The sequence below is a fragment of the Mizugakiibacter sp. genome (assembly GCF_039680435.1).
Classification (GTDB): domain Bacteria; phylum Pseudomonadota; class Gammaproteobacteria; order Xanthomonadales; family Rhodanobacteraceae; genus Mizugakiibacter.
The window spans coordinates 12492-35929 of record NZ_JBDKSX010000023.1; the positions used below are offsets into that span (position 1 = coordinate 12492).

Here is a 23438-nt window from a genome sequence, read left to right on the forward strand (position 1 = left end):
GACCCTGGCATGAACGCATCCTACGACCTGCACCTGTTCCTGTTCGGCATCTATCCGTACCTGTGCCTGGCGGTGCTGCTGCTCGGCAGCCTGGTGCGCTTCGACCGCGAACCGTACACCTGGAAGAGCGATTCCTCGCAGATGCTGCGCGCCGGCCAGCTGCGGATCGGCTCGAACCTGTTCCACTACGGCATCCTGGTGGTGGTGATCGGCCATTTCCTCGGCTTCCTCGCGCCGCACTGGGCGGTGGACTGGGCGCTGGACCCGGCCCAGCACCAGTTGCTGGCGATGGTCGGCGGCGGCATCGCCGGGCTGGTCGCGATCATCGGCCTCAGCATCCTCATCTATCGCCGGCTCGGCGATCCGCGCATCCGCCGCAACAGCCGCAAGTGGGATATCTCGATCGTGCTGATGTTGTGGCTGCAACTGCTGCTCGGCCTGGTCACCGTGCCGCTTTCGGCGCAGCACATGGACGGCGCGATGTTCGAGCTGCTCACCGACTACGTGAAGGGCATCGTCACCTTCAAGAGCGGCGTCGCCGCGCTGCTGGTCAACGTGCCGTGGGTGTACCGCCTGCACATCCTGCTCGGCTTCACCATCTTCCTGGTGTCGCCGTTCACGCGCATGGTGCACATCTGGAGCGGCGCCGGCGTGCTGGCCTATCTGTTCCGTCCATACCAACTGGTCCGCACGCGCAAGCGCGCGGTGCGCGCATGAGCGTGCGCGTCAACGGCGTCGCCGTCGCCGGCGAGGACTGGCCGACCCCGCAACTGGCCGCGGTCCACGAATTGCTGCGCCAGCGTGCGGTCGCGCTCGGCCTGCTCGAAGAGGGCGCGCCGACCGAGGCGGTCGAGCGCGCCATCGAGCGCACCCTCGCCGAAGAGGTCCGCGTGCCGGAACCGGAGGAAGCCGAGTGCCGGCGCTACTACGAGCAGAACGCGCAGCGCTACCGCAGCGGCGACCTGGTGCACGCCCGGCACATCCTGTTCCAGATCACGCCGGGCTCGCCGGTGGCCGCGGTGCGCGCGCTGGCCGAGGCGATGCTGGCCGAGCTGCGCATGAAGCCGGATCTGTTCGCGGAACGTGCGCGCGCCAAGTCCAACTGCCCGTCCGGCGCGCAGGGCGGCGTGCTCGGCCAGTTGCAGCGCGGCGAGACCGTGCCCGAATTCGAGCGCGCGCTGTTCGAGGACGAAACGGTCGGCGTGCTGCCGAAGCTGGTCAACACGCGCCACGGCTTCCACATCGTCGCCGTGGACCGGCGCATCCCCGGCGAGCAGTTGCCGTTCGAGGCCGTGCGCGAGCGCGTCGCCGCCGAACTGCGCCAGCGCAGCGAAGCGCGCGCGCTCGGCCAGTACGTGCGCGTGCTGGCCGGCCAGGCCGAGGTGGAGGGCGTGGAGCTCGACGCCGCCGCCTCGCCGCTGGTGCAGTGAACCGCGCGTGACCACGCATTCGCGCGCCTTGATGCCGCGCGCGGCGGCCCCATATACTGTCCTGCCGATCCAGCTTTCCCCGGGGGTGTCACGGCTTCGACGGGGGTAGTGCGATGGCTTGGTGCATGCCGAGGGGGCAGCTTTCCTCGTTAATCCAGCGGCAAAACTTCAGACGCCAACGACGACGTCTACGCTCTGGCCGCTTAAGGCCTAGCCCCGAACCCACTTGTGCTCGTGCTCGTGGATGTAGGGTCATCATCACGGGATCGCCAGAAGACCGCCGCTCGTCGGCCTTCGGCTAAAACTGACGGGCTGGTCCATCGGCGCGCTTCGCCCACCGTGCTGCCGACGGACGAGACTCAACGGTGAGCTAAGCATGTAGTACCGGGCGTCAAACGCCTTCGGACGCGGGTTCAACTCCCGCCACCTCCACCATTTACCCAAAGCCCAACCTTTTCCGGTTGGGCTTTTTTCTGTCCGTTCCCCAGTGTTGGCGCGATTTCCGGCCCCGGCCTCGCGAGCGCCCCCTCCGATCCGCCGCTTCCACCCCACCCGGGGCCTCTCTGTTCTTCGTTTTCTCCGGTCGTCTCGCGAGCGTTCTTCAGGCCCCGTCCTTTACTGACGCGGGTTTAGAGGCGGCAGGTCGTAGGCGGCTCGGGCAGGGGCGACTGAGCAAGAGGCTCGGGACGCTGAGCGCAGACAGCATGGGTCATTACAGCGGCGCCTGGTCTGGATCGGCACGGACAACCGCTCCTTGTTGGGGTTTTTCCTTGCCCGATCGCGCCGGTTCCCGTGTGCCAACAGGCCCGAAGCCCGCAAAAGTCGCGATGTTTATCCATACATATCAATGCGTTGAACCGCCATGTCATGCCGAAGGCGCCTTCCCTCGAGAGGATGGAGGGGACCGCGTGGCGAGATCAGGGCCGCGCGCCGCGCCACCCCGATACGGGCAATGCAGGACGCCGCGCCACCCGCCTGCGACGCCTCGCCCCGTTTTTGGCATAGTGCGGTCATGGAGCCGAAGCCGTACGTCCCTCTGACCAACGTCATGGACCTGCTGCTGGACGCGATCTGCGTGGTCGACGTCGAAGGGCGCTACCGGTTCGTCAGCGCGGCCTTCGAGCGCATCTTCGGTTATGCGCCCGCGGAGGTGATCGGGCGACCCATGATCGAACTGGTGCATCCGGAGGATCGCGAGCGCACCCTGCAGACGGCCGCCGAGATCATGGCCGGGCAGCCCAAGCCGCATTTCGAGAACCGCTACGTGCGCAAGGACGGCAAGATCGTCCATGTCATGTGGTCGGCGCGCTGGTCGGAAGCCGACCAGGTCAGGATCGCCGTGGCGCACGACATCACCGAGATCAAGCGCGCGCAGTCGATGCAGGCCGCGCTGTTCGCCATCTCCGAGGCCGCGAACGCCGACGGCGACCTGCAGGCGCTGTTCCGCCGCATCCACGACATCGTCGACGGGCTGCTGCCCGCCAGGAACCTGTTCGTCGCGCTCTACGACGAGGACAAGGACGAGCTGAGCTTCCCCTACTACGTCGACGAGCACGATACCGCGCCGGCGCCATGCCGGCTCGACTCCGGCACGCTCAGCGCCGAGGTGATCCGCAGCGGCCAGGCGCTGCTGCTGACGCCGGACCACGAGCTGCCGCCGGTCGCCGCCGCGCGTTCGCACCAATCGATCGGCAAGGCGTCGCTGGACTGGCTCGGCGTTCCGCTGCGCTCTTCCAGGGGCGTCATCGGCGCTCTGGTCGTGCAGGCTTACGCCGGCGACGTGCGCTATAGCGAAAAAGACAAGGCGCTGCTGCAGTTCGTCTCCACGCAGATCGCATCGGCCATCGTCCGCAAGCAGACGGATACCTGGCTGCAATACATCGCGCTGCACGATCCGCTCACCGGCCTGCCCAACCGCGAACTGTTCCACGAGCGCATGAAGGCCGCGCTGGCCGCGACCCGCCGCGACGACCAGCAGTTGGCCCTGCTCTACGTCGATCTCGACGGCTTCAAGCGGGTCAACGACGGCTACGGCCATCCGGTCGGCGACCTGCTGCTGCAGGCCGTGTCGCAGCGCATTCGGCATTGCGTGCGCGAATCCGACACCGTCGGCCGCATCGGCGGCGACGAATTCGTCGTGCTGCTGCACGGCATCGCTCGTCCGGACGACGCCGCCGACGTCGCCGAAGCCATCCGCAGCAGCCTGGGCCAGGCATTCGACCTCGCCGGCCATCGCCTGCAGATCTCCTGCAGCATCGGCATCGCCATCCATCCGCAGCACGGCGACGACAACAGGCAACTGATCCGGCATGCCGACGAGGCGATGTACGCCGCGAAGAAGGGCGGCGGCGATCGCCTGCTGCTGGCGGACTGAATCGATCTGCCGCCGTCGGCCTGCGGCGGCTTCGTCGCGCCGCAGGCTTCGGCGCCGTGCATTTCGCTCAGCGCCGCGCCGGGAAGCGTTCCTGGAACGGCTTGCGGAAGGTCGCGTGGCAGGCGATGCAGGCATCCTGCATCGCGGCGAATGCCGCGGCCGCGGCCGGGCGGTCCTGCCGCCGAGCGGCTTTCCCGATCGCGCGCGCCGCCTCGCGCGCCTGTCTGTCGTAGCCCCTGAACCGGCCAGCGTCGCTGCCGACGAACGCGAGGATGCGCATCTTCTCGGCCAGTGGCGGCTGCGGGTGTTCGGCGATGCGCCGCGCGGCTTCGGCGACGGCCCGCCAGTCTTCGCGCGCGATGCCGTCGGCGATGGCCTGCCTGGCGCCGTCGAGGTCCAGCATGATCCCGCGCAGCGCCGGCGGTTCGCGCGCATCGGCGCCGTCGGCCACGGCCGGCAGGTTGGCAAGCGCCAGGCATGCGGCAAGGGCGGCGGCGGCACCGGTCCAGTATCGGCCCGGCGCGGGAATTCCCGCCACGGAATGCCGTTCTGCGGCGACGCGTCGCCCCGCGCGGTTCTCGCCTTTCACGGCGGCGGCGCGCCCGCGTAGAAATCCTGCAGCGCGGTGACCGCCTCGCCCGCGCTTTCGACGATCGCGAACAGCTTGGCGTCGGCCGCGCCGATCACGCCTTCGTCGACGAGAAAATCGAAATCCACCGCACGACGCCAGAATGCGCCGCCCACCAGCACGATCGGGATGCGCGCCATCTTGCGGGTCTGCACCAGCGTCAGCGCCTCGAACAGTTCGTCGAGCGCGCCGTAGCCGCCCGGGAAAGCGACCAACGCCTTCGCGCGCTGCAGGAAATGCATCTTGCGCAACGCGAAGTAGTGGAAGCGGAACGCCAGCTCGGGCGTGATGAAGGGTTTGGGCTGTTGCTCGCGCGGCAAGGTGATGTTGAAGCCGATCGAGCGCGCGCCCATCTCGTACGCACCGCGGTTGGCCGCCTCCATGATGCCCGGCCCGCCGCCGGTGACGACCACGAAATCGCGCCGGCCCTCGCTCTGGAAACGCCGCGAGACGATGCGCGCGAAGAGCTGCGCCTCGTCGTAGTAGCGCGACTGCGCCAGGCGCCGCCTGGCGACGTCGAGTTCGTGCGCCAGCTCCGGATCGTCCGGCTGCATTCGCGCCCGCGCCTCGACCGCGGCCAGCCGCGCGCGCGCGTGCTCTGGCGGAGCCAGCCGCGCGCTGCCGAACACCACGACGGTGGAGCGGATGTTGTGCTGGCGCAGGGCATGTTCGGGCTTGAGCAGCTCGAGCTGCAGGCGCACCGCGCGCAGGTCGTCGTCGGCGAGGAATTCCGCGTCCTCCTGCGCCAGGCGATAGGCCGATCCCTGCATGATGTTCCGGCGCAGGGCTTCGTGCTGGCTGCGGTCGGTCATGTCAGCCTTCTCCGCGGGACGCGTCGTCCCACGACACGCGCTGGCCGGGCTGCGGCACCGTCGCCGCCCAGCCGCGCTCGGCGAACAGGCGCGCGGCGAAGGTATTCGCCGTCGCGGCCTCGCCGTGCACCACGAAGGTCCGTCGCGGCGGGCGCCGGAAGCCGGCGGTCCACGCCAGCAGCGCGCGCTGGTCGGCATGCGCCGAGAGCCCGCCGACGGTATGGCCGGCGCGCGTCGGCTTCGGCAGCAGGCCGCTGTGGTCGATGTGCGCGTGCGTCATCAGCACGAAGTCGATCGCGCGCGCATCGAAGGCGAACGGCTGGCGATTGCACCGCGGCGCTTCGCGTCCGCCCTGCACCATGCCGCAGTCCACCAGGAAACGGACGCCGGGGGCCTCGACCAGAAAGCACGAGCCGGTGACCTCGCGGGCGGCGCCGAGGAAAGTGATGTCCATCAGCCTTCCCCGCCGCGGACGCCGCGCGGATGCCGCGCGCCTGTCGAGTTGCGCGTGCGCAGCGAACGGTTCAATCGAATCCCCTCCCCTCGCCGGCTTCCTCGTGGGTCGCGCCGTCGCGGATGTGGTAGATGCGCTTGAACGTCGGGATGATCTTCTCGTCGTGGGTGACGACGATGATGGCCGTCTCGTACTGGCGCGCCATCTGGTTGAGGATGCGGACCACCGCGAGCGCACGCTGGCTGTCCAGCGGCGCGGTGGGCTCGTCGGCCAGGATCACCGGAGGCCGGTTGACCAGGCCGCGCGCGATGGCGACGCGCTGCTGCTCGCCGCCGGAAAGCTGCGAGGGCATCGCGCGCGCGCGATGCTGCACGTCCAGCGCCGTAAGCAGCTCCAGCGCCCGCGCGCGCGCCTCGGCGTTCGCCACGCCGGCCAGCATCGGCAGCAGCGCGACGTTGTCGGTGACGTCGAGGAACGGGATCAGGTACGGCGCCTGGAACACGAAGCCGATCTTGTCGCGGCGCAGCGCGCGCAGGTCGCGGACCTGCCAGCCATCGTCGTAGATGGTTTCCTCGCCCAGCACCATGCGCCCGGCGGTCGGGTCGATCACCGCGCCCAGGCATTTGAGCAGGGTGCTCTTGCCGGAGCCGGAGGGGCCGATCAGGCCCACCACTTCCCCCGGCGCCACGTGCATGTCCACGCCTTTCAGGGCGTCGACCGCGGTGTCGCCCTGGCCATAGCGTTTTCTCAGGCCCTCGATGCGAATGCCCTTGCCGCCCACGTCAGCCCCCGATCGCTTCGGCCGGATCGACCTTGAGCGCCATGCGGATGGCGATGACGCTGGCCAGCGCGCAGATCGCGAGCAGGGCGAGGAAGCCGGCGACGGAATCGGCCGGCATCAGCAGCACGTACTTCGGGAACAGCGGCGCGGCGAAGGTGGCGGTGATCTTGCCGACCACGAAGCCGATCGCGCCGAGCGCAAGCGCCTGCTGCAGGATCATCGCGGCGATGGTGCGGTTGCGCGTGCCGATCAGCTTGAGCACGGCGATCTCGCGGATCTTGTCCATGGTCAGCGTGTAGATGATGAAGGCGACGATGGCGGCGCTGACCGCGGCGAGGATGACCAGGAACATGCCGATCTGCTTCGCCGAGGTGGCGATCAGCTTGCCGACCAGGATGCCTTCCATCTGCGCGCGGGTGTAGACGGTCAGCCGCTTCCAGCGACGGATCGGTTCGGCCACCTGCTCGGGCGTGTAGCCAGGCGCCACGCGCACCAGCACCGCGTTGACGAACGGGTTGCCTTCCTGCGCGGCGATCGCGGCGTCGAGCAGGCCGGGCACGCCGGGGCGGTCGAACGCCGGGTTCTGCGCGGTGCGGCGACGGCTCTGCAGGATGGCGTCGTTGTCCTTGAGGAACTGCGCTTCCTGCGCGTCCTTCAGCGGGATGAACACCATCGGGTCGCCGTTGGAGGACACCATGCGCCGGGTCAGGCCGACCACGGTGTAGTGGTTGCGGCGGATGCGGATGCGGTCGCCAAGCCTGAAGCCGGTGGCGATGTCGGCCACGGCCTCGTAGTGGCTGCGCGTGATCTGCCGCCCGGCGACGAGATACGGCGGCCAGCCGGGCGTGCCGGGCTCGCCCGCGGCCACGCCGACCACCATGGCGCGCACGTCGCCGTCGCCGCGGCGCACCTGCATGGTGAGATAGGTCACGTTGGCCGCGTCCGCCACGCCGGGCATGGCGCGGATCGCGCGCCAGCCGTCGTCGTGCAGGCTGGAGGATTCGGCGTACGGGCCCAGCGTGTCCTTCTGCACCACCCACAGGTCGGCGCCGCTGTTGTCGAGCAGCGCCTTGCCGTCGTCGACCATGCCGCGATAGACGCCGGCCATGGTCAGGGTGACGCCGATCAGCAGCCCGAGTCCGATGCCGGTGAAGACGAACTTGCCCCAGGCGTGCAGGATGTCGCGTCCGGCCAGGCTGATCATCGCGCCGCACCGGGAATGCGGTCGACCACGTGGATGCGGGTGCGCGCGGTCACCGCCTTCTCGCTGTATGCGACGACGCGATCGCCGACCTCGAGGCCGCGGCGCACCTGCACGTTGCCGTCGAGATCGGCGGCGCCCAGCTCGACCGCGGCGAACTGTGGGTCGCCGTCCTCGACCCGCCACACGCCAAGCCTGCCGTCGACGTGCCGGATGACGGAGTTGGGCACGACCGGCGCCGCGGCGAGCGTGGGCATCGCCACGGTCACCTCGGCCAGTTCGCCCAGCGGCGGCAGCGGCTCGGGCAGCGCGTCGAACACCACCTTGGCGAGCGTCTCCTCGGTCACCGCGTCGGCCATCGGCTCCACGCGCAGCACGCGCCCGGCCAGTGCCTGCCCCGCGCGCGAGCGCAGCACCACGCGCGCCGGCAGGCCCGCCGCAAGACCTTGCGCGCTGATCTGGTCGAAGCGCACGTTGATCCACACGCTGCCCGGATCGATCACTTCCAGCACCGCCTGCCCGGCGACGACCGTCGTGCCGGGATCGGCATCGCGCGCCGCCACCAGACCGGCGACCGGCGCGACCAGGCGCAGGTTGCCGCGCTGCGCGGCCAGCGCTTCGCGGTCAGCGCGGATGCGGACCAATTCCTCGCCCGCGGCGGCCAGCGCGGCGTCGGCGACCTGCTGTTCCTGGCGCTTGCTCGCGACCGTTTCCTCGCTGACCACATGCGACGCCAGCAACTGCTCGTAACGGCGCATCTGCGACTGCGCGTAGCGCTGGCGCGCCGCAGCCTCGCGCTGCTGCGCATCGGCGCGCCTGAGTGCGGCGTCCTGGGCGCGGATGCGCTCGTCGAGATCGACCGGATCCATCTCGCCCAGCACCTGGCCGGCCGCGACCCGGTCACCCACCTGCACGTCGACGCGGCTGACCCGTCCGGCGAAGGTCGGGCCGATCCGATAGGTGTAACGCGCCTCGACGGTGCCGATGCCGTACAGCGCCGGTGTGACCGGGCGCTCCGCCACGGTGGCGACCGTCACCCGCACCGGCGCCAGCGGTCCCGAGCGCAGGGCCACGTAGACGAACAGCAGGAGCATCGGAACCAGCACCGCCAGCAGCGCGAGCGTGCGGCCCTGCAGGGGCAGGCGTTTCATCGGCGCGCCCCCGCCGCGATGCCGCGGCGAAAGATCGCGAACGCGCCCGGCGCGTCGGTGCGCATGCGGGCCGCGTCGCCGGCCAGCAGCGCCTGCATCACCAGGCCCTGGATGCTGCCGATGAACAGCGTCGCCGCGGCGGCCGCATCGAGCTGCGGGTCCAGCTCGCCGCGCGCCTTGCCGTCCTCGACCAGCGCGCCCAGCCGCTCGGCATAGCGGCGGATCATGGTTTGCACCATGCGCTTGGCCGCGGTGTCCTCGGCGCGCTGCAGCTCGCCGAACAGCATACGCGGCACGCCAGGGTGCTCGCTGACGAAGTCGATATGCGCCATGTACATGGCCTCGAGCGCCGCCAGCGGCGTCGCCGCGCCGCGCGCGGCGTGCTCGATGCGCGCCAGCAGCCGGTCGGCCACCCACTCCATCACCGCCTGCCAGATCGCGTCCTTGTTTGGAAAATGCCGGAACAGCGCGCCCTGGGTCAGTCTCATGCGCCCGGCGATCGCCGCCGTGGTGATCTCGCTGGGGTTCTGTTCGGCGGCCAGCCCGATCACCGCCTCGACGGTGACCGCGCGGCGCTCGTCCGCGGGCAGATGCTTGCGTGGTGCGTCCATTGCCGTCGCCATAAAAGATAGTAACTAATTACTATCTTATCGCGACGCGGCCCGCCGTCAAGGGGCCGAAGCGGGCGGCGCCGCCATCGGGCGCCGCCTCACACCCTCAGAAGTCCTCGCTGCGCGGCGTGTCGAGCGTTTCCTTGATCGCCGCCTGCAGGCGCGCATGCACCTTGACCAGCCCGCGCCACAGGAACCAAGTGGCGACGGCAAACACCAGCAGCAGCGCCAGCAGCACCTGGCGTGGCGGCAGGATCGCCGAGCCGAGCACGCCGACCAGCAAGGCCAGGCCGAGCAGTGCCAGCAGCGGGATCAGCTTGGCCAGCGCGCGCCGCAGCGGGTAGGTGCGCGCCCCGGCGAAGCTTTCGCGGATGCCGAGCTCGGCGAGCAGCAGGCCGAGCGCGTCGGCCTTGCGGTAGGCGGCGACGATCATCGGCAGCGCCATCAGCGCGGCCAGCGACCAGGCCAGGGTCCGCTGCAGCACCGGATGCGGCTGCAGCGCCTCGAAGCGCAGGTAACCGTGGCGGTAGAGGAATGCGACGCCGATGAACACCGCGATCACCAGCATCGCGTTGATCGCCACGTGCCACAGCAGCCGCCGGATCATCTTCGCCACCACCGCGCCTTCCTCATTCAGGCGCAGGCCGCCGAACCAGGCCGTGTAGGCGGCGAACATGCCGCGTGCACCCGCCGGCATCGCGCGCGCCAGCGCGTCGGCAGCCGGCGCGGAAGCGCGGATCAGGTACGGCGTCAGGAACGTGGTCAGCACCGATACCGCGACCGCCACCGGATACAGGAACCGGCTGATCACGCCGAGGCTGAGCCCCAGCGTGGCGATCACGAACGAGAACTCGCCGATCTGCGCCATGCTCATGCCGATGCGCAGCGCGGTACGCCCGTCGTTGCCGGCGACGAACGCGCCGAAACCGCAGGCGACCACCTTGCCGAGCAGTACCGCCAGCGTCACCGCCAGGATCGGCACGGCGTACTGCACCAGCACGTGCGGATCGATCATCAGGCCGATGGCGACGAAGAAGATCGCGCTGAACATGTCGCGCACCGGCTCGACGATCTGCTCGACGCGGCCGGCGCTGCGCGCCTCGGCGACGATCGCGCCGATCATGAACGCGCCGAGCGCGACGCTGTAGCCCATCTGCGCGACCAGCAGGCAGAAGCCGAAGCACACGCCGAGCACGGTCACCAGCAGCACGTCGTGGCGGCCGAAATGCGCGACGTAGTCGATCAGGCGCGGCACCAGCAGCAGGCCCGCGACCAGCGCCACCGCCATGAACAGCCCCAGCCGCCCGACGATCGCCGCCGCGTCGCCGGCCTCGACGCCGCCGGTGCTGGCGATGCCGGTCAGCAGCGCCATCATCACCACGGCAACGACGTCCTCGATGATCAGCAGGCCGAAGATCTGCTGGGCAAAACGCTCCTGCTTCAGTCCCAGCTCATCCAGCGCCTTCATGATGATGGTGGTGGACGAGACGGTGATCATCGCGCCGAGGAACACCGCATCCATGAAGCGCCAACCGAACAGGCGTCCGATCTCGTAGCCCAGCCACGGCAGCAGCAGCACCTCGACGCCGGCGATCGCCAGCGCCTTGCCGCCGACCTGGCGCAGTTTCTTCAGGCTGAACTCGAGACCCAGCGAGAACAGCAGCAGGATCACGCCGAGTTCCGACAGCGTGCGGATCGTCTGCTCGTCCTGGATCAGCTTGAACGGCGGCGTGTGCGGGCCGATCAGCACGCCGGCGATGATGTAGCCGAGCACGACCGGCTGGCGCAGGCGCTGGAACAGCACCGTGGTGCAGCCGGCGACCAGCAGGACGACGGCGAGGTCCTGGATGAATTGCAGTTCGCGCATCGGGCCTCCCGAGGGTGACGCAAGGAAGCCTAACCCATGCGACCGCGCGGCAGCAGCTTGCGCGACCGCGATGCGCGCACCGGCCGCCGACGCATCCGGTTCTGGCCACGGCCGCACGCGCCGGCCGATTCCGGATACGACAGAGCCGCCGGGTCGCCCCGGCGGCTCCTCACCTCATCGGCCGACCCGCCTAGCAGCGCGGGGCGGCCTGCTGCCGATGCCGCTCAGACCTCGGCGGCAACCGCCGCGCCGGCGGGAATCGCCGCTGCGGCGGACGCCGCCGCGGGCGCCGCCACGCGCGCCTCCATCGATGCCAGGAAGCGCCACACGAACAGCAGCGTCACCAGCAGCAGCCCCGGATAGCCGATCCACGCCAGCAGATAGGGCAGCGTCGGATCGCCCATCTCGCGCACGCGCGGCAGGTTGAAGCTGAGCAGGCCGAGCGTGATGACGGCGCCGAAGATCCACATCGCCATCAGCCAGATGCCGGCCTCGAAACCGGTGAGGTACCGGCTCCACCCGCCCACGCCGCCCGCATGCACGGCCATTTCGCCGGCATGCGCCACGCCGTGCCGCGCATCGGGCGCGACAGGCGCGCGCGCCCGGCGTCCCAGGGTCAGCAGATCGAAGATCAGCACCCCGGCGCCCACCGCGAACACGAAACCGAACGTGGGCACCAGCAGCTTGAACACGCCCATCGCCGGGAAGACGTCGCCGCCGAACCACTCGAGGCCGAGCGTACGGTAGACGAAGATCTGCACCGTGCCGCCCAGCGCGAAGGCCAGCGCCACGCCCAGGATGCCGGTGAACACCAGCCAGAAGGCGAGCTTGCCGAGGCGCTGGTCGAAGTTGGTCGCCTTGCGCATGATCGGAACCGCGTAGTACGCCGCGGCGATGCCCAGCATGCCGAAGGTGCCGAACAGCGCTAGGTGCGCGTGGCCCGGCGTCACCCACGTGCCGTGCGACCAGACGTTGGTCAGCGCGAAGGTCATGCTGAAGCCGAGGATGCCGGCGCCCACCTGCTCCAGTACCACCGAGCCGAGGATGAAGTAGAACGCGGGCGCGTTCTCCAGTGGCCGACGGTTCTGGTGCGCGTCGAGATAGATGTGCCAGAAGCAGAACACCAGCGGCAGCGGCTCGAGCGCGCTGAACAGCGAGCCCCAGAACTGCCAGAACTCCGGCGTGCCGATCCAGAAGTAGTGGTGCGCGTTGCCGAGCAGGCCCGACAGCCACACCAGCACCACGCCCCAGAACACGGCGTAGCCGACCGACTTCACGTCGACCTTGAACAGCAGCACCAGCAGGAAGCCGACCAGGCTGATGTGGATCACCTCCCACACGCCCTCCACCCAGTAGTGGACGACGAACCAGCGGAAGTACTCCTGCATGTCGAGGCGCGGTACGTAGAACAGGCCGAACACCCACACCGCCATCAGCGCCACCACGCCGATGCCGAGGCCCCAGTGGATCTCGTTCCACTCGCGCACCGGCGGGAACGTCCGCAGCACCACGTAGGCGAGGATGCTGAAGCCCACCAGGATGACCAGGTCGGCGGCACGGCCGGCCTCGAGGTATTCGAGGCCTTCCTGCAGCCAGGGCTGCCCTTCCCACCAGCCGGCGATGCCGCGCATGGCCAGCGCCTGCGTGGCGACGTTCCAGATCACCGTGGCCACGAACGCGTAGAACAGCACCTTGATCAGCCACGGTGCGGCCAGTTCACGCTTCGACAGCAGCGGGCCGACGAACAGGATCGCCCCGATGAAACCGGCGAGGATCCAGAGCAGGCCGAGGTTGAGGTGCTCGGCGCGAACGACGTTGAAGTTCAGTACGCCGGCAAGCAGGGTCGGATCGGTCTGCTGCATGGCGAGGATCAGGCCGAAACCGACCTGGGCGGCGAACAGCACCAGCATGAGCATGAAGAAGCGCATGCTGAGGCGTTGAGTCTGGTACTGGATCTGCATCACTGCTTCTCCAGGGAGTGGATGTAGGCCACGATGGCGTTGACGTCTTCATCTTTGAGCAGCTTGTCGTACGCGGGCATGACGCCGGCCGGATAGCCCGCCACGACCTTCGCGTTCGGCTGGCGGATCGACTCGGCGAGGTAGGCGTCATCCGCCTTCACCGTGCTGCCGTCCGCGAGACTTACCTGCGAGCCGGACAGTCCGCCCCAGCCGGGTCCCACCAGGCGCGTGTCGTCGAGCGCATGACACGAGCCGCAGGCGTATTCCTTCACGAGCTGCTCGCCGCGCGCGGCCGGATCGGGCGCGACCGTGCCAGCCGCAGGCGCGGCTGCCGCAGGCGCGGCTGCAGCGACGGCATGCGTGCCGTGGGCCAACTGCAGGCGCCTGTCGAGCCCCTCGATCTTCACCTTGGGCGGCCAGCCTTCGGTGTTCAGTGCCGACGTGTATTTCAGATACGCGATCAGTTGCCCCACCTCTTCGCTGCTGAGCGGCAGGTTGGGCATCAGGCTGGTGCCGCCGCCGCGACGCTCGACGCGTTGCTGGGCGCCGGAGTACTTCTTGAAGTAGGCCTCGATCGAATCGACGCCGGTATCGGCGATCTGGTCCTGGTTCATCAGCTGCGTGCGCACCGCCGCCTCCGTGGGCCAGCCGCCCGCCGACGGCAGGAAAGCCGCAAGCCACGCGGGACCCGCGCGCTCGTACTCCTTGGTGAGATCCGGGCCGAGATAGGCGCCGTTGCCCACCATGGTGTGGCAACCCATGCAGTTGTAGGACTGGAACACGCGCTTGCCGTCGGCCGCCTTGTAGGGGCCGAAGGAAACGCTGTCCGGCGTGATCTGGTTACGCGATTTCAGGAACGAGAATCCGGACAGCATGATGAAGATCAGCATCATGATGCCGAGGGCGACAAGCGCTCGGCGGCGCTTGCGGGTCTCGTCGCAGTTCTTGCCGTTTGCGCAGCTCATGGTGCGTTGGCCTCGTCGGTTCCGGGACGGCCCGCGCTGCCCGCGCCGGCGGATGCCGCGTGTTCCAGCGCGTCATGCTGGAACAGCGTGCGCAGGCTGCCGATGAAGATGTAGAAGACGTACACCGCCAGCACGAAGCCGACGGAGAAATAGAACTGCCAGGCCAGGTGCGATTCCGGCCAATACTCGAAATTGCGCCAGAACGGCCATGACAGCAGGAAGCCGGCCGCGCTGGCCAGCACCGAAAGCGTCAGATCAATGATTCGCTGCACCACGTGAGCCACCCCCAACGGACGATTGAAGTACGGTCGGGCAACGCCGCAAACCGCCGCATCCCCTCCCGCTGGAGGATGCACGTGAAAGGCGTGACGAATATAGGAACGGCGCGCGCGGGTGCGACTGACCCAAGTCAAGCGACAAGACTTTTTGTCGCATGGACACCATCGCGCTGCCGAAAACGGCGTGCGCGCGCACGCATGGACGGGGGCGGACGCCGCGCTGCCCTTGCACGCGAGCAGGACCCGGCAACGCCGCGAGCGTGATCGCGAAGGAATCGCGTTCCCATGCCCGCGATAGAAGACCCGGACCGCGCGATGGACGCCGTGCCCGCGGAAACGGGCATGCGCCGGAAACGGCAGGACGATTTCCCGCTTTCGCGGGGACGACGGCGTGCCCGGGCGTTCCCTAGCGTCGCCGCAGCGCTTCGCCCAGCACGCGCCACGCACGCAGCTCGCCGCCGCCGAGGTGGGCGGCGATCACCGCGCGCATCAGCCGCCGCAGCGCGGCCAGGCCCTCGGCATCCGGCGCGACGTCCGCGTCCAGCGCCAGCAGATCGGCGCCGCGCACGCGCGGGCCGGGCTGGCCGCGCCACGGCAGCGGACCGTACTCGGGCAGGTAGACATAGTCCGCATCCGGCCGCAGCGGCGCGTCGCTCTCGGCCTCGCACGCGAGCTGCAAACCGTAGCCGAGCGCGTCGAGCAGGTCGCGCTCGAAGCGGCGCAGCGTCCAGGCCAGCGGTTCGCCGCCGGCGAGGCGACCGAGCGCCAGCGCGTACGCACCGAACAGCTCCGGATGTGCATCCTGGCGCGCAACGAGGCGCACCACCAGCTCGTTGAGATAGAGGCCGGCCAGCAGCGCGTCGCCGACGAGACGCTGCGGCGCGCCGGCGGCTTCGGCGCCGACCAGCGTACCGAGTTCGCCGCGCGCGCTCCAGGAGAGCGCCAGCGGCAGGAACGGTTCCAGCTCGGCACGCGCCAGCCGCGCGCGTTCGCGGCGTACGCCGCGCGCCACCAGGCCGACGCGGCCGTGATCGCGCGTCAGGCATTCGAGCAACAGGCTGGTCTCGCGATACGCGCGCGCGTGCAGGACGTAGGCGGGCTGCTGGTCGATGCGCATCGAAGAGACGGGAGACGCGAGACGGGAGACTGGATGAGATTCGCGGTTCCGTCATTGCGGCGCAAGCCGCAATGACGAAATCGGAGGGCTGCGCATCGCGGCTCAGCGTTCTCCCGTCCCGCGCCCCCCCGCCCTCAATCCGTATATCCGAACTGCTTCAGCGCCGCCTCGTCGTCCGACCACGACTCGCGCACCTTGACCCACAGGCGCAGGAACACCCGGCGCTCGAACAGGCGCTCCATCGCCTTGCGCGCGCCGCTGCCGATCGCCTTCAGGCGCTCGCCGCCGGCGCCGATCACGATGGCCTTCTGGCCTTCGCGCTCGACCCAGATCACCGCATGAATCTCGGCGATGCCGTCGGCGCGTTCCTGGAACTGCTCGATCTCGACGGTGGTTGCATACGGCAACTCGGCCTCGAGGCGCAGCATCAGTTGCTCGCGCACCAGCTCGGCGGCGAGGAAACGCTCGCTGCGATCGGTGATCTCGTCGTCGCCGTACAGCGGCGCACGCTGCGGCAGGCGCGCGAGGATGCCCTGCTCCAGCTCGGCCAGGCCCTCGCGCTTCAACGCGGAGACGTAGTAGACCTCGTCGAACGGATGCCGGGCGACGACCCCGGCGACGAACGGCAGCAGCTTCGACTTGTCGCGCGCGCTGTCGACCTTGTTGACCGCGAGCAGGCGCGGCACCGTGCGCTCGCCGAGCGCGGCGTACACCGCCGTGTCCTCGTCGCCCCAGCGCCCGGCCTCGACCACCTGCACGGCGACGTCGACCTCGGCGATCGCCTGGTGCGCGGCGCGGTTGAGGCTGCGGTTCATCGCACGCTTGACGCCGCGATGCAGGCCGGGCGTATCGACGTACAGGATCTGGCCATCGGGCCGCGTGGCGATGCCGAGGATGCGGTGGCGCGTGGTGTGCGGCCGCGGCGTGACGATGCTCAGCCGATAGCCGATCAGCGCGTTCAGCAGGGTCGACTTGCCGACGTTGGGCCGGCCGAGCAGCGCGACCATGCCGCAGCGCGGCGGAACGCCGGCGGATGCCGTATCGCTCATCGCTGCAGCCGCTGCGGCAATGCGGCCAGCGCGCGTTCGGCCGCGGCCTGCTCGGCGGCGCGCCGGCTGCCGCCGTGGCCCTCGAAACGCAACGTCTCGGGTTCTGCCAGCAGGCAGGCCACGTCGAAGGTCTTGGCGTGGTCCTCGCCGTGGCTGGCCAGCAGCTCGTACTGCGGCAGCGCGCAGCCGTGCGCCTGCAGCAGCTCCTGCAGGCGCGTCTTCGGATCCTTCTCGGACTTGCCCAGCGCGGCGACGCGCGGCACGAACAGGCCGCGGATCACCTCGCGGCAGGCGGCGTAGCCGCCGTCCAGATAAACCGCCGCCAGCAGCGCCTCGAAGGCGTCGGCCAGGATCGAATCGCGGCGGAAGCCGCCGCTCTTCAGCTCGCCCGGCCCCATCCGCAGCGCGTCGCCCAGCTCCAGCTCGCGCGCCACCTCGGCCAGGCTCTGGCCGTTGACCAGCTGCGCGCGCAGGCGCGACAGCTCGCCCTCGCTGGCTTCCGGGCGCGCCTCGAACAGCAGCTCGGCGACGCACAGGTTCAGCATGGCGTCGCCAAGGAACTCCAGGCGTTCGTTGTTGGGCCGGCCGGCGCTGCGGTGGGTCAGCGCCAGCGCCGCCAGCGCGGCATCGCGAAAACGGTAGCCCAGCTTCAGCACATCAATCGCCGCCGCCCTGGAGCGCGACGCTCTTGGTGAAATGCACCAGGAAATCGACGTTGTAGGCGAACGGGATCTGCTTGTCGTAGGTGACGGTCAGCGTGCCGCCGTTGCCCTGCTGGTCCAGCTTGATGTCCTGCGGCTTGACCGTGTCGGTGTCGACATACTGGAAGCTGAACTTGTACAGCAGGTCGCGGCGCAGCTCGTCCTGCGACTTGCTGGTCGCGCCGGCCTCGCTTGCCACCTGGTTCATCGACTTGACCACGCCGAAGAACTCGACGTAGGCGGGCACCAGCTTCATCGCGGTGTAGGCGAACACGCCCGCCACGGCCAGGACCACCAGAAAACCGATCAGCGTGATGCCGGTCTGCCTGCTTTTCATGCGCCTCCCCCTGCCGCGTGCGCGGCGCTTCGATGCGTCACTTGACCACGGTGCCGATGCGGCCGAAGTCCACGCCGTGGTTCATCCCCTTCCAGCTGAACCAGATCAGAAACGCCTTGCCGACCAGGTTCTGTTCCGGCACGCAGCCCCAGAAGCGGCTGTCGGCACTATTATCGCGATTATCGCCCATGGCGAAATAGCAGTTTTGCGGCACTCGCCACGTTCCGTCCCGGCTCTCGCCCAGGCCCGGAATCGCGATGATGCGATGGTCGACGCCGTCGAGGTGTTCGACGCGCACCACCGCGCCGACCCGCTCCAGCATCTGGCCTTCGGCGTCCTCGCCGGCGTACGGCCCGACCGGGTCCTGGATGATCGGCTTGCCGTTGATGAACACCTTGTCCGCGCTGACGGTGACCTCGTCGCCGGGCAGGCCGACCACGCGCTTGATGTAGTCCTGGACCGGATCCGGCGGATAGCGGAACACGATCACGTCGCCGCGGTGCGGCTCGCCGGTGGCGATCACCTTGGTGTTGAATGCCGGCAGGCGCAGGCCGTAGGCGAACTTGTTGACCAGGATGAAGTCGCCTACCAGCAGGGTCGGCATCATCGATCCGGACGGGATGCGGAACGGCTCGGCGATGAACGAGCGGAACACCAGCACCGCCAGGATCACCGGGAAGAACGAGCGCGCGTAGTCGACCAGCACCGGCTCGTGCGGCGTCTCGCCGCGCGCCACGGCGCGCTCGAGGCGACGGCGGTAGAACAGCATCCGGTCGATCGCCCAGACCACGCCGGTCAGCGCGGTCAACGCCAGCAGCAATGCGGCGAAGTCGAAATCCATTCCAAACAGCTTCATGCGGTCCGCTCCGGTCCGGGCATCACTTGGAATCCACCTTGAGCACGGCGAGGAAGGCCTCCTGCGGGATCTCCACCCGGCCGACCTGCTTCATGCGCTTCTTGCCTTCCTTCTGCTTCTCCAGCAGCTTGCGCTTGCGCGTCACGTCGCCGCCGTAGCACTTCGCCAGCACGTTCTTTCGCAATGCTTTCACCGTCGAGCGCGCGATGACCTGCGAGCCGATCGCGGCCTGGATGGCGACGTCGAACATCTGCCGCGGGATCAGGTCCTTCATGCGCTCGACCAGCTCGCGGCCGCGCCGGTCGGCCAGCGAACGATGCACGATCAGACTGAGCGCGTCCACGCGCTCGCCGTTGATCAGCACGTCCACGCGCACGAACGGGCCGGCCTGGAAGTGCAGGAAGTGGTAGTCCATCGAGGCGTAGCCGCGCGATACCGACTTCAGCTTGTCGAAGAAGTCCAGCACAACCTCGGCCAGCGGCAGCTCGTAGCTGATCTGCACCTGTGTCGCCAGGTACTGGATCGAGCGCTGCACGCCGCGCTTCTCCTCGCACAGCGTGATCACGTTGCCGATGTAGTCCGGCGGCGTGAGGATGCTGGCGACGATGATCGGTTCGCGCACCTCGGCGACGTTCTGCATCGGCGGCAGCTTGGCCGGATTGTCCAGTTGCAGCACCGTACCGTCGGTCTGCAGCACCTCGTAGACCACGGTCGGCGCGGTGGTGACCAGGTCGAGGTCGTACTCGCGCTCGAGGCGCTCCTGCACGATGTCCATGTGCAGCAGGCCGAGGAAGCCGCAGCGGAAGCCGAAGCCCATCGCCTCGGACGACTCCGGCTCGAAGTGCAGCGCGGCGTCGTTGAGCTTGAGCTTGTCCAGCGCCTCGCGCAGCGCCGGGTAGTCGTCGGCGGCCACCGGGAACAGGCCGGCGAACACGCGCGGCTGCATCTTCTGGAAACCAGGCAACGGATGCGGCGCGGGCGCGCCGGCCAGGGTCAGGGTGTCGCCCACCGGCGCGCCGTGCACGTCCTTGATCGAGGCCGTGACCCAGCCCACCTCGCCCGCGCCGAGCTTGTCCTTGACCTTGCGCTTGGGCGTGAACACGCCGACCTGGTCGACCTCGTGCGCGCGGCCGGTGGACATCACCAGCAGCTTGTCGTGCGGCTTGATCTCGCCCTGCATCACGCGCACCAGCGAGACCACGCCGAGGTAGTTGTCGAACCAGGAGTCGATGATCAGCGCCTGCAGGCGGTCGGTGTCGCGCGGCTTCGGCGGCGGAATGCGCGCGACGATCGCCTCCAGCACCGCCTCCACGTTCTGCCCGGTCTTCGCGCTGATCGCGATCGCGTCGGTGGCGTCGATGCCGATCACCGCCTCGATCTCCTGCTTGACGCGCTCGGGATCGGCGGTCGGCAGGTCGATCTTGTTCAGCACCGGCACCACTTCCAGGCCCTGCTCCACCGCGGTGTAGCAGTTGGCCACCGACTGCGCCTCGACGCCCTGCGCGGCGTCGACCACCAGCAGCGCGCCCTCGCAGGCGGCCAGCGAACGGCTGACCTCGTAGCTGAAGTCGACGTGGCCCGGCGTGTCGATGAAGTTGAGCTGGTAGACCTTGCCGTCGCGCGCCTTGTACGGCAGCGACACCGACTGCGCCTTGATGGTGATGCCGCGCTCGCGCTCGATCGGGTTCGAGTCGAGCACCTGGGCCTCCATCTCGCGCGCCTCCAGCCCGCCGCAGATCTGGATGATGCGGTCGGCGAGCGTGGACTTGCCGTGGTCGACGTGGGCGATGATGGAGAAGTTGCGGATGTGGTCCATGGAACGGCGCGGCAGGGGATGGCGGGCGCAGCGTGGTGCGCTTCGGGCCGCCCGCAGGCGGCCCGAAGCCGGGATTATCGCATGAGCCGGACGCCGCACGGGCCGGCCGTCCCCGCGGCGGGCGCGCCGGCGCGGGCGGGGCTCAGCCGCCGTCCTTGGGTACGGTGATGGCGATGAAGCTGGTCGCGTCGTCGCGGCGCACCAGCAGCATCACCGGCTCGCCCGGCTTGGCGCCCTTGACCGCCTGGTTGAACGCCGCCGCCGAGGCGACGCGCGCGCGGCCGACCATCAGGATCACGTCGCCCGGCTGCAAGCCGGCGCGACGGGCGGCGACGCCGATCACGCGCGCCACGCCGACGCCCTCGCCGGCCTTCAGGCCGAGGCGCTGGCGGTCGGCGGCGGTGAGGTCCTGCACCACCAGGCCGAGCGGGTTGCCGCTGACCGCGCCGGCCTCGGCGGCGGCCAGCGTCCTGGCGTCGCGCGGCAGCTCGCCCACCGTCACCCCGACGTTGCGCTGCTTGCCGTCGCGGAAGATTTCCAGCGTGGCCTTGCTGCCCGGACGGCTGGCGCCGACCAGCGGCGGCAGGTCGGCCGGGCCGTCGATCGGCTGGCCGTTGAACGCGAGGATCACGTCGCCGGGCTTGATGCCGGCCTTCTCCGCCGGGCTGCCCGCGTTGATCACGCTGACCATCGCGCCGCCGGTATTGGGCAGGCCGACGCTCTTCGCCAATGCGTCGGTCACCGCCTGGATCTGCACGCCGATCATGCCGCGGGTGACGAAGCCCTTGTCCTTGATCTGCTGCACCGCGCTCATCGCGATGTCGATCGGGATCGAGAACGACACGCCCATGTAGCCGCCGGTGTTGGAGAAGATCTGCGAGTTGATGCCGACCACCTGGCCGTCGAGATTGAACAGCGGGCCGCCCGAATTGCCGCGGTTGATCGGCACGTCGGTCTGGATGAACGGCACGTACTGCTGGTCGCTGGCGCCGAAGTTGCGGCCGACCGCGCTGACGATGCCCGCCGTGACCGAATGGTCGAAGCCGAACGGCGAGCCGATCGCCACCACCCACTGCCCCGCCTTGAGCTGGTGCGAGTCGCCGATGGTCACGGTCGGCAGGCCGCTGGCGCTGACCTTGAGCAGCGCGATGTCGTACTGGGCGTCGGTGCCGACCACCTTGGCGGTGAACTCGCGGCGGTCGGACAGCTTGACCTTGACCTGGTCGGCGCCGTCGACGACGTGGTTGTTGGTCAGGATGTAGCCGTCGCTGGAGATGATGAAGCCGGAGCCCAGCGAGAAACGCTCGTCGTCGCGCTGCGGCGGCAGCGGGATGCCGAAGAAGCGGCGGAAGATTTCCGGCATCTGCTGGTCGGGGCCGGCGTCCGCGTCGGCGCTTGCGCGCGTCTGGCCATCGTAGGTGGCCTGCACGTTGACCACGGCCCGGCCGTTCTTCTCGACGATGCCGGTGAAGTCCGGCAGGCCGGCGGCAAGTGCGCTGCCGGCGACCAGCAGCAGCGCGCCCAGCGCCGCGAACCGCATCGTGAACCTTTTCATCGCATCGACCTCCTGGGTGCCATCCGCCCGCGCATCGGGGCGCGAGCCCTCGCGCGGCAGGGAAAGTGGATTGTGGCTGGATTCCGCCCGGGCCCGCAGCACAGACTGCGGCGCCCGGCCGCGGGTTCCCGCACGGCGCGCCGCTGCGGATTCAGCGCGCGCCCCCGCGCGTACCGGCGGCGCGAAGCGGCCGCGTCACCTGCCCGCGATCCGCACCTCCGCGGCCATCGGAGCGCGGCGGGCGCCCGCGCACGGAATCATCGACCGTCCCGCGCGCCCGTTTCGGCCGAGGGCGCGGGCGGCGGCGCGAGCAGCAGCAGGTAGGGCACGGCGCCGCCCCCGTTTGCCGTGCCGGCGGCGCGCGCATGCCGGGCCAGGTACGGCTCGAGCTCGCGCGAGTAGGCGACCGGCCGCACGAAGTCCAGCGGGTTGTCGGCGACGGCACCGGCCGGCTGCGCCAGCATCGGCGCGGCGACCGGCCCCGGCAGCGATGCCTGCAGGGAAGTGTCCGCGGCCTGCGCGGGCGCCGGACGGCTCGGCGCCGCGACGATGCCCGGTCCGGCGACGCCGGGGCCATCCGGCTGCACCAGCACCAGCGCGGCGACGGCGACGCCGGCGGCGATCGCGCCGCCGGCGGTCCAGCGCAGCCAGCGCCTGCCGCTGGCGCGCGACGGCGCCGGCAGCGTTTGCACCGTGCGCATCACGCGCGCGGCGAAATCGGGGCCGGCGATGCGCTGCGACTGCCGGCGCAGGCCGTCGCGCGCGAGGTGATAGCGGCCCCACGCGGCGGCCAGCGCGTCGTCGTGCCCGAGCCGGCGCAACAGGAAGCGCACCTCCTGGGCATCCAGCTCGCCGTCCATCCACGCGGACAGCTGCAGTTTGACGTCGTCGCTCATGGCGTTCAGTCCTCTCGATCCGACAGCAGCGGGCGCAGCTTCTGGTCGATCGCCTCGCGCGCGCGGAAGATGCGCGAACGCACGGTGCCGATCGGGCAGTTCATCGCTTCCGCGATCTCCTCGTAGCTGAGCCCGTCCACTTCGCGCAGGGTGATGGCGGTGCGCAGTTCCTCGGGCAGCTGTTGGACCGTGGCGAACACGGTTTGTTCAATTTCCTGGCGCAGCAGCTCGTGCTCGGGGGTGGCGCGGTCGCGCAGGCGCGAGCCGCCGTCGGCGTGCTCGGCGTCCTCGATGGCGAGATCGCCGGTCGGCGGGCGGCGCCCCAGCGCGACCAGATGGTTCTTGGCGGTGTTGATCGCGATCTTGTACATCCAGGTGTAGAACGCGCTGTCGCCGCGGAAGGATCCGATCGCCCGGTAGGCGCGGATGAAGGCTTCCTGGGCCACGTCCTCGCACTCGCTCCAGTCGGAGACGTAGCGCGAGATCACGCCCACGATCTTGTGCTGGTACTTGCGCACCAGCAGATCGAAGGCCCTGGTGTCTCCATGCTGCACGCGCTCGACCAGCGCGCGGTCCACTTCGTGCTCGCCCATCCGGG

23 protein-coding genes and 1 other RNA gene are annotated in these 23438 nt (G+C 69.6%); 4 read left to right on the forward strand and 20 right to left on the reverse strand.

What is annotated here, in order from left to right; translation table 11 throughout:
• Nucleotides 1-9 precede the first annotated feature (9 nt).
• From narI to ABFC67_RS01880, 4 genes are all read left to right on the forward strand, one after another.
• Entirely contained in the window at nucleotides 10-717 is a 708-nt protein-coding gene (gene narI, locus ABFC67_RS01865) for a respiratory nitrate reductase subunit gamma (RefSeq protein WP_346736334.1), read from the forward strand.
• A complete protein-coding gene (locus ABFC67_RS01870; RefSeq protein WP_346736335.1) occupies nucleotides 714-1430 on the forward strand; it encodes a peptidylprolyl isomerase in 717 nt (238 codons plus the stop codon). The genes narI and ABFC67_RS01870 overlap by 4 nt, the downstream gene beginning before the upstream one ends.
• Before the next feature lie 81 nt (nucleotides 1431-1511).
• Nucleotides 1512-1865, forward strand: a transfer-messenger RNA (tmRNA) gene (gene ssrA / locus ABFC67_RS01875).
• Between the two features lie 577 nt (nucleotides 1866-2442).
• Complete coding sequence (locus ABFC67_RS01880) at nucleotides 2443-3804, forward strand: diguanylate cyclase (RefSeq protein ID WP_346736336.1); 1362 nt, start codon at nucleotides 2443-2445, stop codon at nucleotides 3802-3804.
• A gap of 67 nt (nucleotides 3805-3871) precedes the next feature.
• Here the strand turns inward: ABFC67_RS01880 and ABFC67_RS01885 are convergent, their stop codons facing one another.
• From ABFC67_RS01885 to rpoE, 20 genes are all read right to left on the reverse strand, one after another.
• The gene (locus ABFC67_RS01885; RefSeq protein ID WP_346736337.1) at nucleotides 3872-4342 is read right to left on the reverse strand and encodes a cytochrome C; all 471 of its coding nucleotides are present in this window, start codon (nucleotides 4340-4342) and stop codon (nucleotides 3872-3874) included.
• A 47-nt stretch (nucleotides 4343-4389) separates the two neighbouring features.
• The gene (locus tag ABFC67_RS01890) at nucleotides 4390-5244 is read right to left on the reverse strand and encodes a TIGR00730 family Rossman fold protein (protein ID WP_346736338.1); all 855 of its coding nucleotides are present in this window, start codon (nucleotides 5242-5244) and stop codon (nucleotides 4390-4392) included.
• A 1-nt stretch (nucleotide 5245) separates the two neighbouring features.
• Nucleotides 5246-5698 (reverse strand): MBL fold metallo-hydrolase RNA specificity domain-containing protein, encoded by a 453-nt coding sequence (locus tag ABFC67_RS01895; protein WP_346736339.1) that lies wholly within the window; start codon nucleotides 5696-5698, stop codon nucleotides 5246-5248.
• Nucleotides 5699-5768: 70 nt separating this feature from the next.
• Entirely contained in the window at nucleotides 5769-6479 is a 711-nt protein-coding gene (locus ABFC67_RS01900; protein ID WP_346736340.1) for an ABC transporter ATP-binding protein, read from the reverse strand.
• Between the two features lies 1 nt (nucleotide 6480).
• On the reverse strand, nucleotides 6481-7683 hold the full coding sequence (locus ABFC67_RS01905) for an ABC transporter permease (protein ID WP_346736341.1): 1203 nt from the start codon (nucleotides 7681-7683) through the stop codon (nucleotides 6481-6483).
• A complete protein-coding gene (locus ABFC67_RS01910; RefSeq protein WP_346736342.1) occupies nucleotides 7680-8831 on the reverse strand; it encodes an efflux RND transporter periplasmic adaptor subunit in 1152 nt (383 codons plus the stop codon). The genes ABFC67_RS01905 and ABFC67_RS01910 overlap by 4 nt, the downstream gene beginning before the upstream one ends.
• The gene (locus ABFC67_RS01915) at nucleotides 8828-9442 is read right to left on the reverse strand and encodes a TetR family transcriptional regulator (RefSeq protein WP_346736343.1); all 615 of its coding nucleotides are present in this window, start codon (nucleotides 9440-9442) and stop codon (nucleotides 8828-8830) included. The genes ABFC67_RS01910 and ABFC67_RS01915 overlap by 4 nt, the downstream gene beginning before the upstream one ends.
• Before the next feature lie 106 nt (nucleotides 9443-9548).
• On the reverse strand, nucleotides 9549-11309 hold the full coding sequence (locus ABFC67_RS01920) for a cation:proton antiporter (RefSeq protein ID WP_346736344.1): 1761 nt from the start codon (nucleotides 11307-11309) through the stop codon (nucleotides 9549-9551).
• Nucleotides 11310-11533: 224 nt separating this feature from the next.
• Nucleotides 11534-13270 (reverse strand): cbb3-type cytochrome c oxidase subunit I, encoded by a 1737-nt coding sequence (locus ABFC67_RS01925; RefSeq protein ID WP_346736345.1) that lies wholly within the window; start codon nucleotides 13268-13270, stop codon nucleotides 11534-11536.
• Nucleotides 13270-14235: a cytochrome c gene (locus ABFC67_RS01930; protein WP_346736346.1), complete on the reverse strand. Its 966-nt coding sequence runs from the start codon at nucleotides 14233-14235 to the stop codon at nucleotides 13270-13272. The genes ABFC67_RS01925 and ABFC67_RS01930 overlap by 1 nt, the downstream gene beginning before the upstream one ends.
• Nucleotides 14232-14507: a hypothetical protein gene (locus tag ABFC67_RS01935; protein ID WP_346736347.1), complete on the reverse strand. Its 276-nt coding sequence runs from the start codon at nucleotides 14505-14507 to the stop codon at nucleotides 14232-14234. Before ABFC67_RS01935 ends, ABFC67_RS01930 begins: the two co-directional genes overlap by 4 nt.
• 412 nt (nucleotides 14508-14919) lie before the next feature.
• Nucleotides 14920-15630 (reverse strand): DNA repair protein RecO, encoded by a 711-nt coding sequence (recO, locus tag ABFC67_RS01940; protein WP_346736348.1) that lies wholly within the window; start codon nucleotides 15628-15630, stop codon nucleotides 14920-14922.
• Between the two features lie 134 nt (nucleotides 15631-15764).
• The gene (era, locus tag ABFC67_RS01945) at nucleotides 15765-16679 is read right to left on the reverse strand and encodes a GTPase Era (protein ID WP_346736349.1); all 915 of its coding nucleotides are present in this window, start codon (nucleotides 16677-16679) and stop codon (nucleotides 15765-15767) included.
• Nucleotides 16676-17332, reverse strand: a complete 657-nt coding sequence (rnc, locus tag ABFC67_RS01950) for a ribonuclease III (protein WP_346736417.1) — start codon at nucleotides 17330-17332, stop codon at nucleotides 16676-16678. Before rnc ends, era begins: the two co-directional genes overlap by 4 nt.
• A gap of 4 nt (nucleotides 17333-17336) precedes the next feature.
• Nucleotides 17337-17717: a DUF4845 domain-containing protein gene (locus tag ABFC67_RS01955; protein WP_346736350.1), complete on the reverse strand. Its 381-nt coding sequence runs from the start codon at nucleotides 17715-17717 to the stop codon at nucleotides 17337-17339.
• A 37-nt stretch (nucleotides 17718-17754) separates the two neighbouring features.
• Nucleotides 17755-18558 carry a signal peptidase I gene (gene lepB / locus ABFC67_RS01960; protein WP_346736418.1) on the reverse strand — a complete coding sequence of 268 codons (804 nt, stop codon included), beginning with the start codon at nucleotides 18556-18558 and terminating at the stop codon, nucleotides 17755-17757.
• 37 nt (nucleotides 18559-18595) lie between these two features.
• Nucleotides 18596-20404, reverse strand: a complete 1809-nt coding sequence (lepA, locus tag ABFC67_RS01965; RefSeq protein WP_346736419.1) for a translation elongation factor 4 — start codon at nucleotides 20402-20404, stop codon at nucleotides 18596-18598.
• Between the two features lie 127 nt (nucleotides 20405-20531).
• Nucleotides 20532-21929 carry a DegQ family serine endoprotease gene (locus tag ABFC67_RS01970; RefSeq protein WP_346736420.1) on the reverse strand — a complete coding sequence of 466 codons (1398 nt, stop codon included), beginning with the start codon at nucleotides 21927-21929 and terminating at the stop codon, nucleotides 20532-20534.
• A gap of 272 nt (nucleotides 21930-22201) precedes the next feature.
• Nucleotides 22202-22840 carry a sigma-E factor negative regulatory protein gene (locus ABFC67_RS01975; protein ID WP_346736351.1) on the reverse strand — a complete coding sequence of 213 codons (639 nt, stop codon included), beginning with the start codon at nucleotides 22838-22840 and terminating at the stop codon, nucleotides 22202-22204.
• A gap of 5 nt (nucleotides 22841-22845) precedes the next feature.
• Complete coding sequence (gene rpoE, locus ABFC67_RS01980) at nucleotides 22846-23433, reverse strand: RNA polymerase sigma factor RpoE (protein WP_346736352.1); 588 nt, start codon at nucleotides 23431-23433, stop codon at nucleotides 22846-22848.
• Nucleotides 23434-23438 lie beyond the last annotated feature (5 nt).

Bases quoted from the DNA above. Each gene is read 5' to 3' on its own strand.
- narI (WP_346736334.1), top strand. From the start codon at position 10: ATGAACGCATCCTACGACCTGCACCTGTTCCTGTTCGGCATCTATCCG.
- ABFC67_RS01870 (WP_346736335.1), top strand. From the start codon at position 714: ATGAGCGTGCGCGTCAACGGCGTCGCCGTCGCCGGCGAGGACTGGCCG.
- ABFC67_RS01880 (WP_346736336.1), top strand. From the start codon at position 2,443: ATGGAGCCGAAGCCGTACGTCCCTCTGACCAACGTCATGGACCTGCTG.
- ABFC67_RS01890 (WP_346736338.1), bottom strand. From the start codon at position 5,244: ATGACCGACCGCAGCCAGCACGAAGCCCTGCGCCGGAACATCATGCAG.
- ABFC67_RS01895 (WP_346736339.1), bottom strand. From the start codon at position 5,698: ATGGACATCACTTTCCTCGGCGCCGCCCGCGAGGTCACCGGCTCGTGC.
- ABFC67_RS01905 (WP_346736341.1), bottom strand. From the start codon at position 7,683: ATGATCAGCCTGGCCGGACGCGACATCCTGCACGCCTGGGGCAAGTTC.
- ABFC67_RS01910 (WP_346736342.1), bottom strand. From the start codon at position 8,831: ATGAAACGCCTGCCCCTGCAGGGCCGCACGCTCGCGCTGCTGGCGGTG.
- ABFC67_RS01915 (WP_346736343.1), bottom strand. From the start codon at position 9,442: ATGGACGCACCACGCAAGCATCTGCCCGCGGACGAGCGCCGCGCGGTC.
- ABFC67_RS01920 (WP_346736344.1), bottom strand. From the start codon at position 11,309: ATGCGCGAACTGCAATTCATCCAGGACCTCGCCGTCGTCCTGCTGGTC.
- ABFC67_RS01925 (WP_346736345.1), bottom strand. From the start codon at position 13,270: ATGCAGATCCAGTACCAGACTCAACGCCTCAGCATGCGCTTCTTCATG.
- ABFC67_RS01930 (WP_346736346.1), bottom strand. From the start codon at position 14,235: ATGAGCTGCGCAAACGGCAAGAACTGCGACGAGACCCGCAAGCGCCGC.
- recO (WP_346736348.1), bottom strand. From the start codon at position 15,630: ATGCGCATCGACCAGCAGCCCGCCTACGTCCTGCACGCGCGCGCGTAT.
- era (WP_346736349.1), bottom strand. From the start codon at position 16,679: ATGAGCGATACGGCATCCGCCGGCGTTCCGCCGCGCTGCGGCATGGTC.
- ABFC67_RS01955 (WP_346736350.1), bottom strand. From the start codon at position 17,717: ATGAAAAGCAGGCAGACCGGCATCACGCTGATCGGTTTTCTGGTGGTC.
- lepB (WP_346736418.1), bottom strand. From the start codon at position 18,558: ATGGATTTCGACTTCGCCGCATTGCTGCTGGCGTTGACCGCGCTGACC.
- ABFC67_RS01970 (WP_346736420.1), bottom strand. From the start codon at position 21,929: ATGCGGTTCGCGGCGCTGGGCGCGCTGCTGCTGGTCGCCGGCAGCGCA.
- ABFC67_RS01975 (WP_346736351.1), bottom strand. From the start codon at position 22,840: ATGAGCGACGACGTCAAACTGCAGCTGTCCGCGTGGATGGACGGCGAG.
- rpoE (WP_346736352.1), bottom strand. From the start codon at position 23,433: ATGGGCGAGCACGAAGTGGACCGCGCGCTGGTCGAGCGCGTGCAGCAT.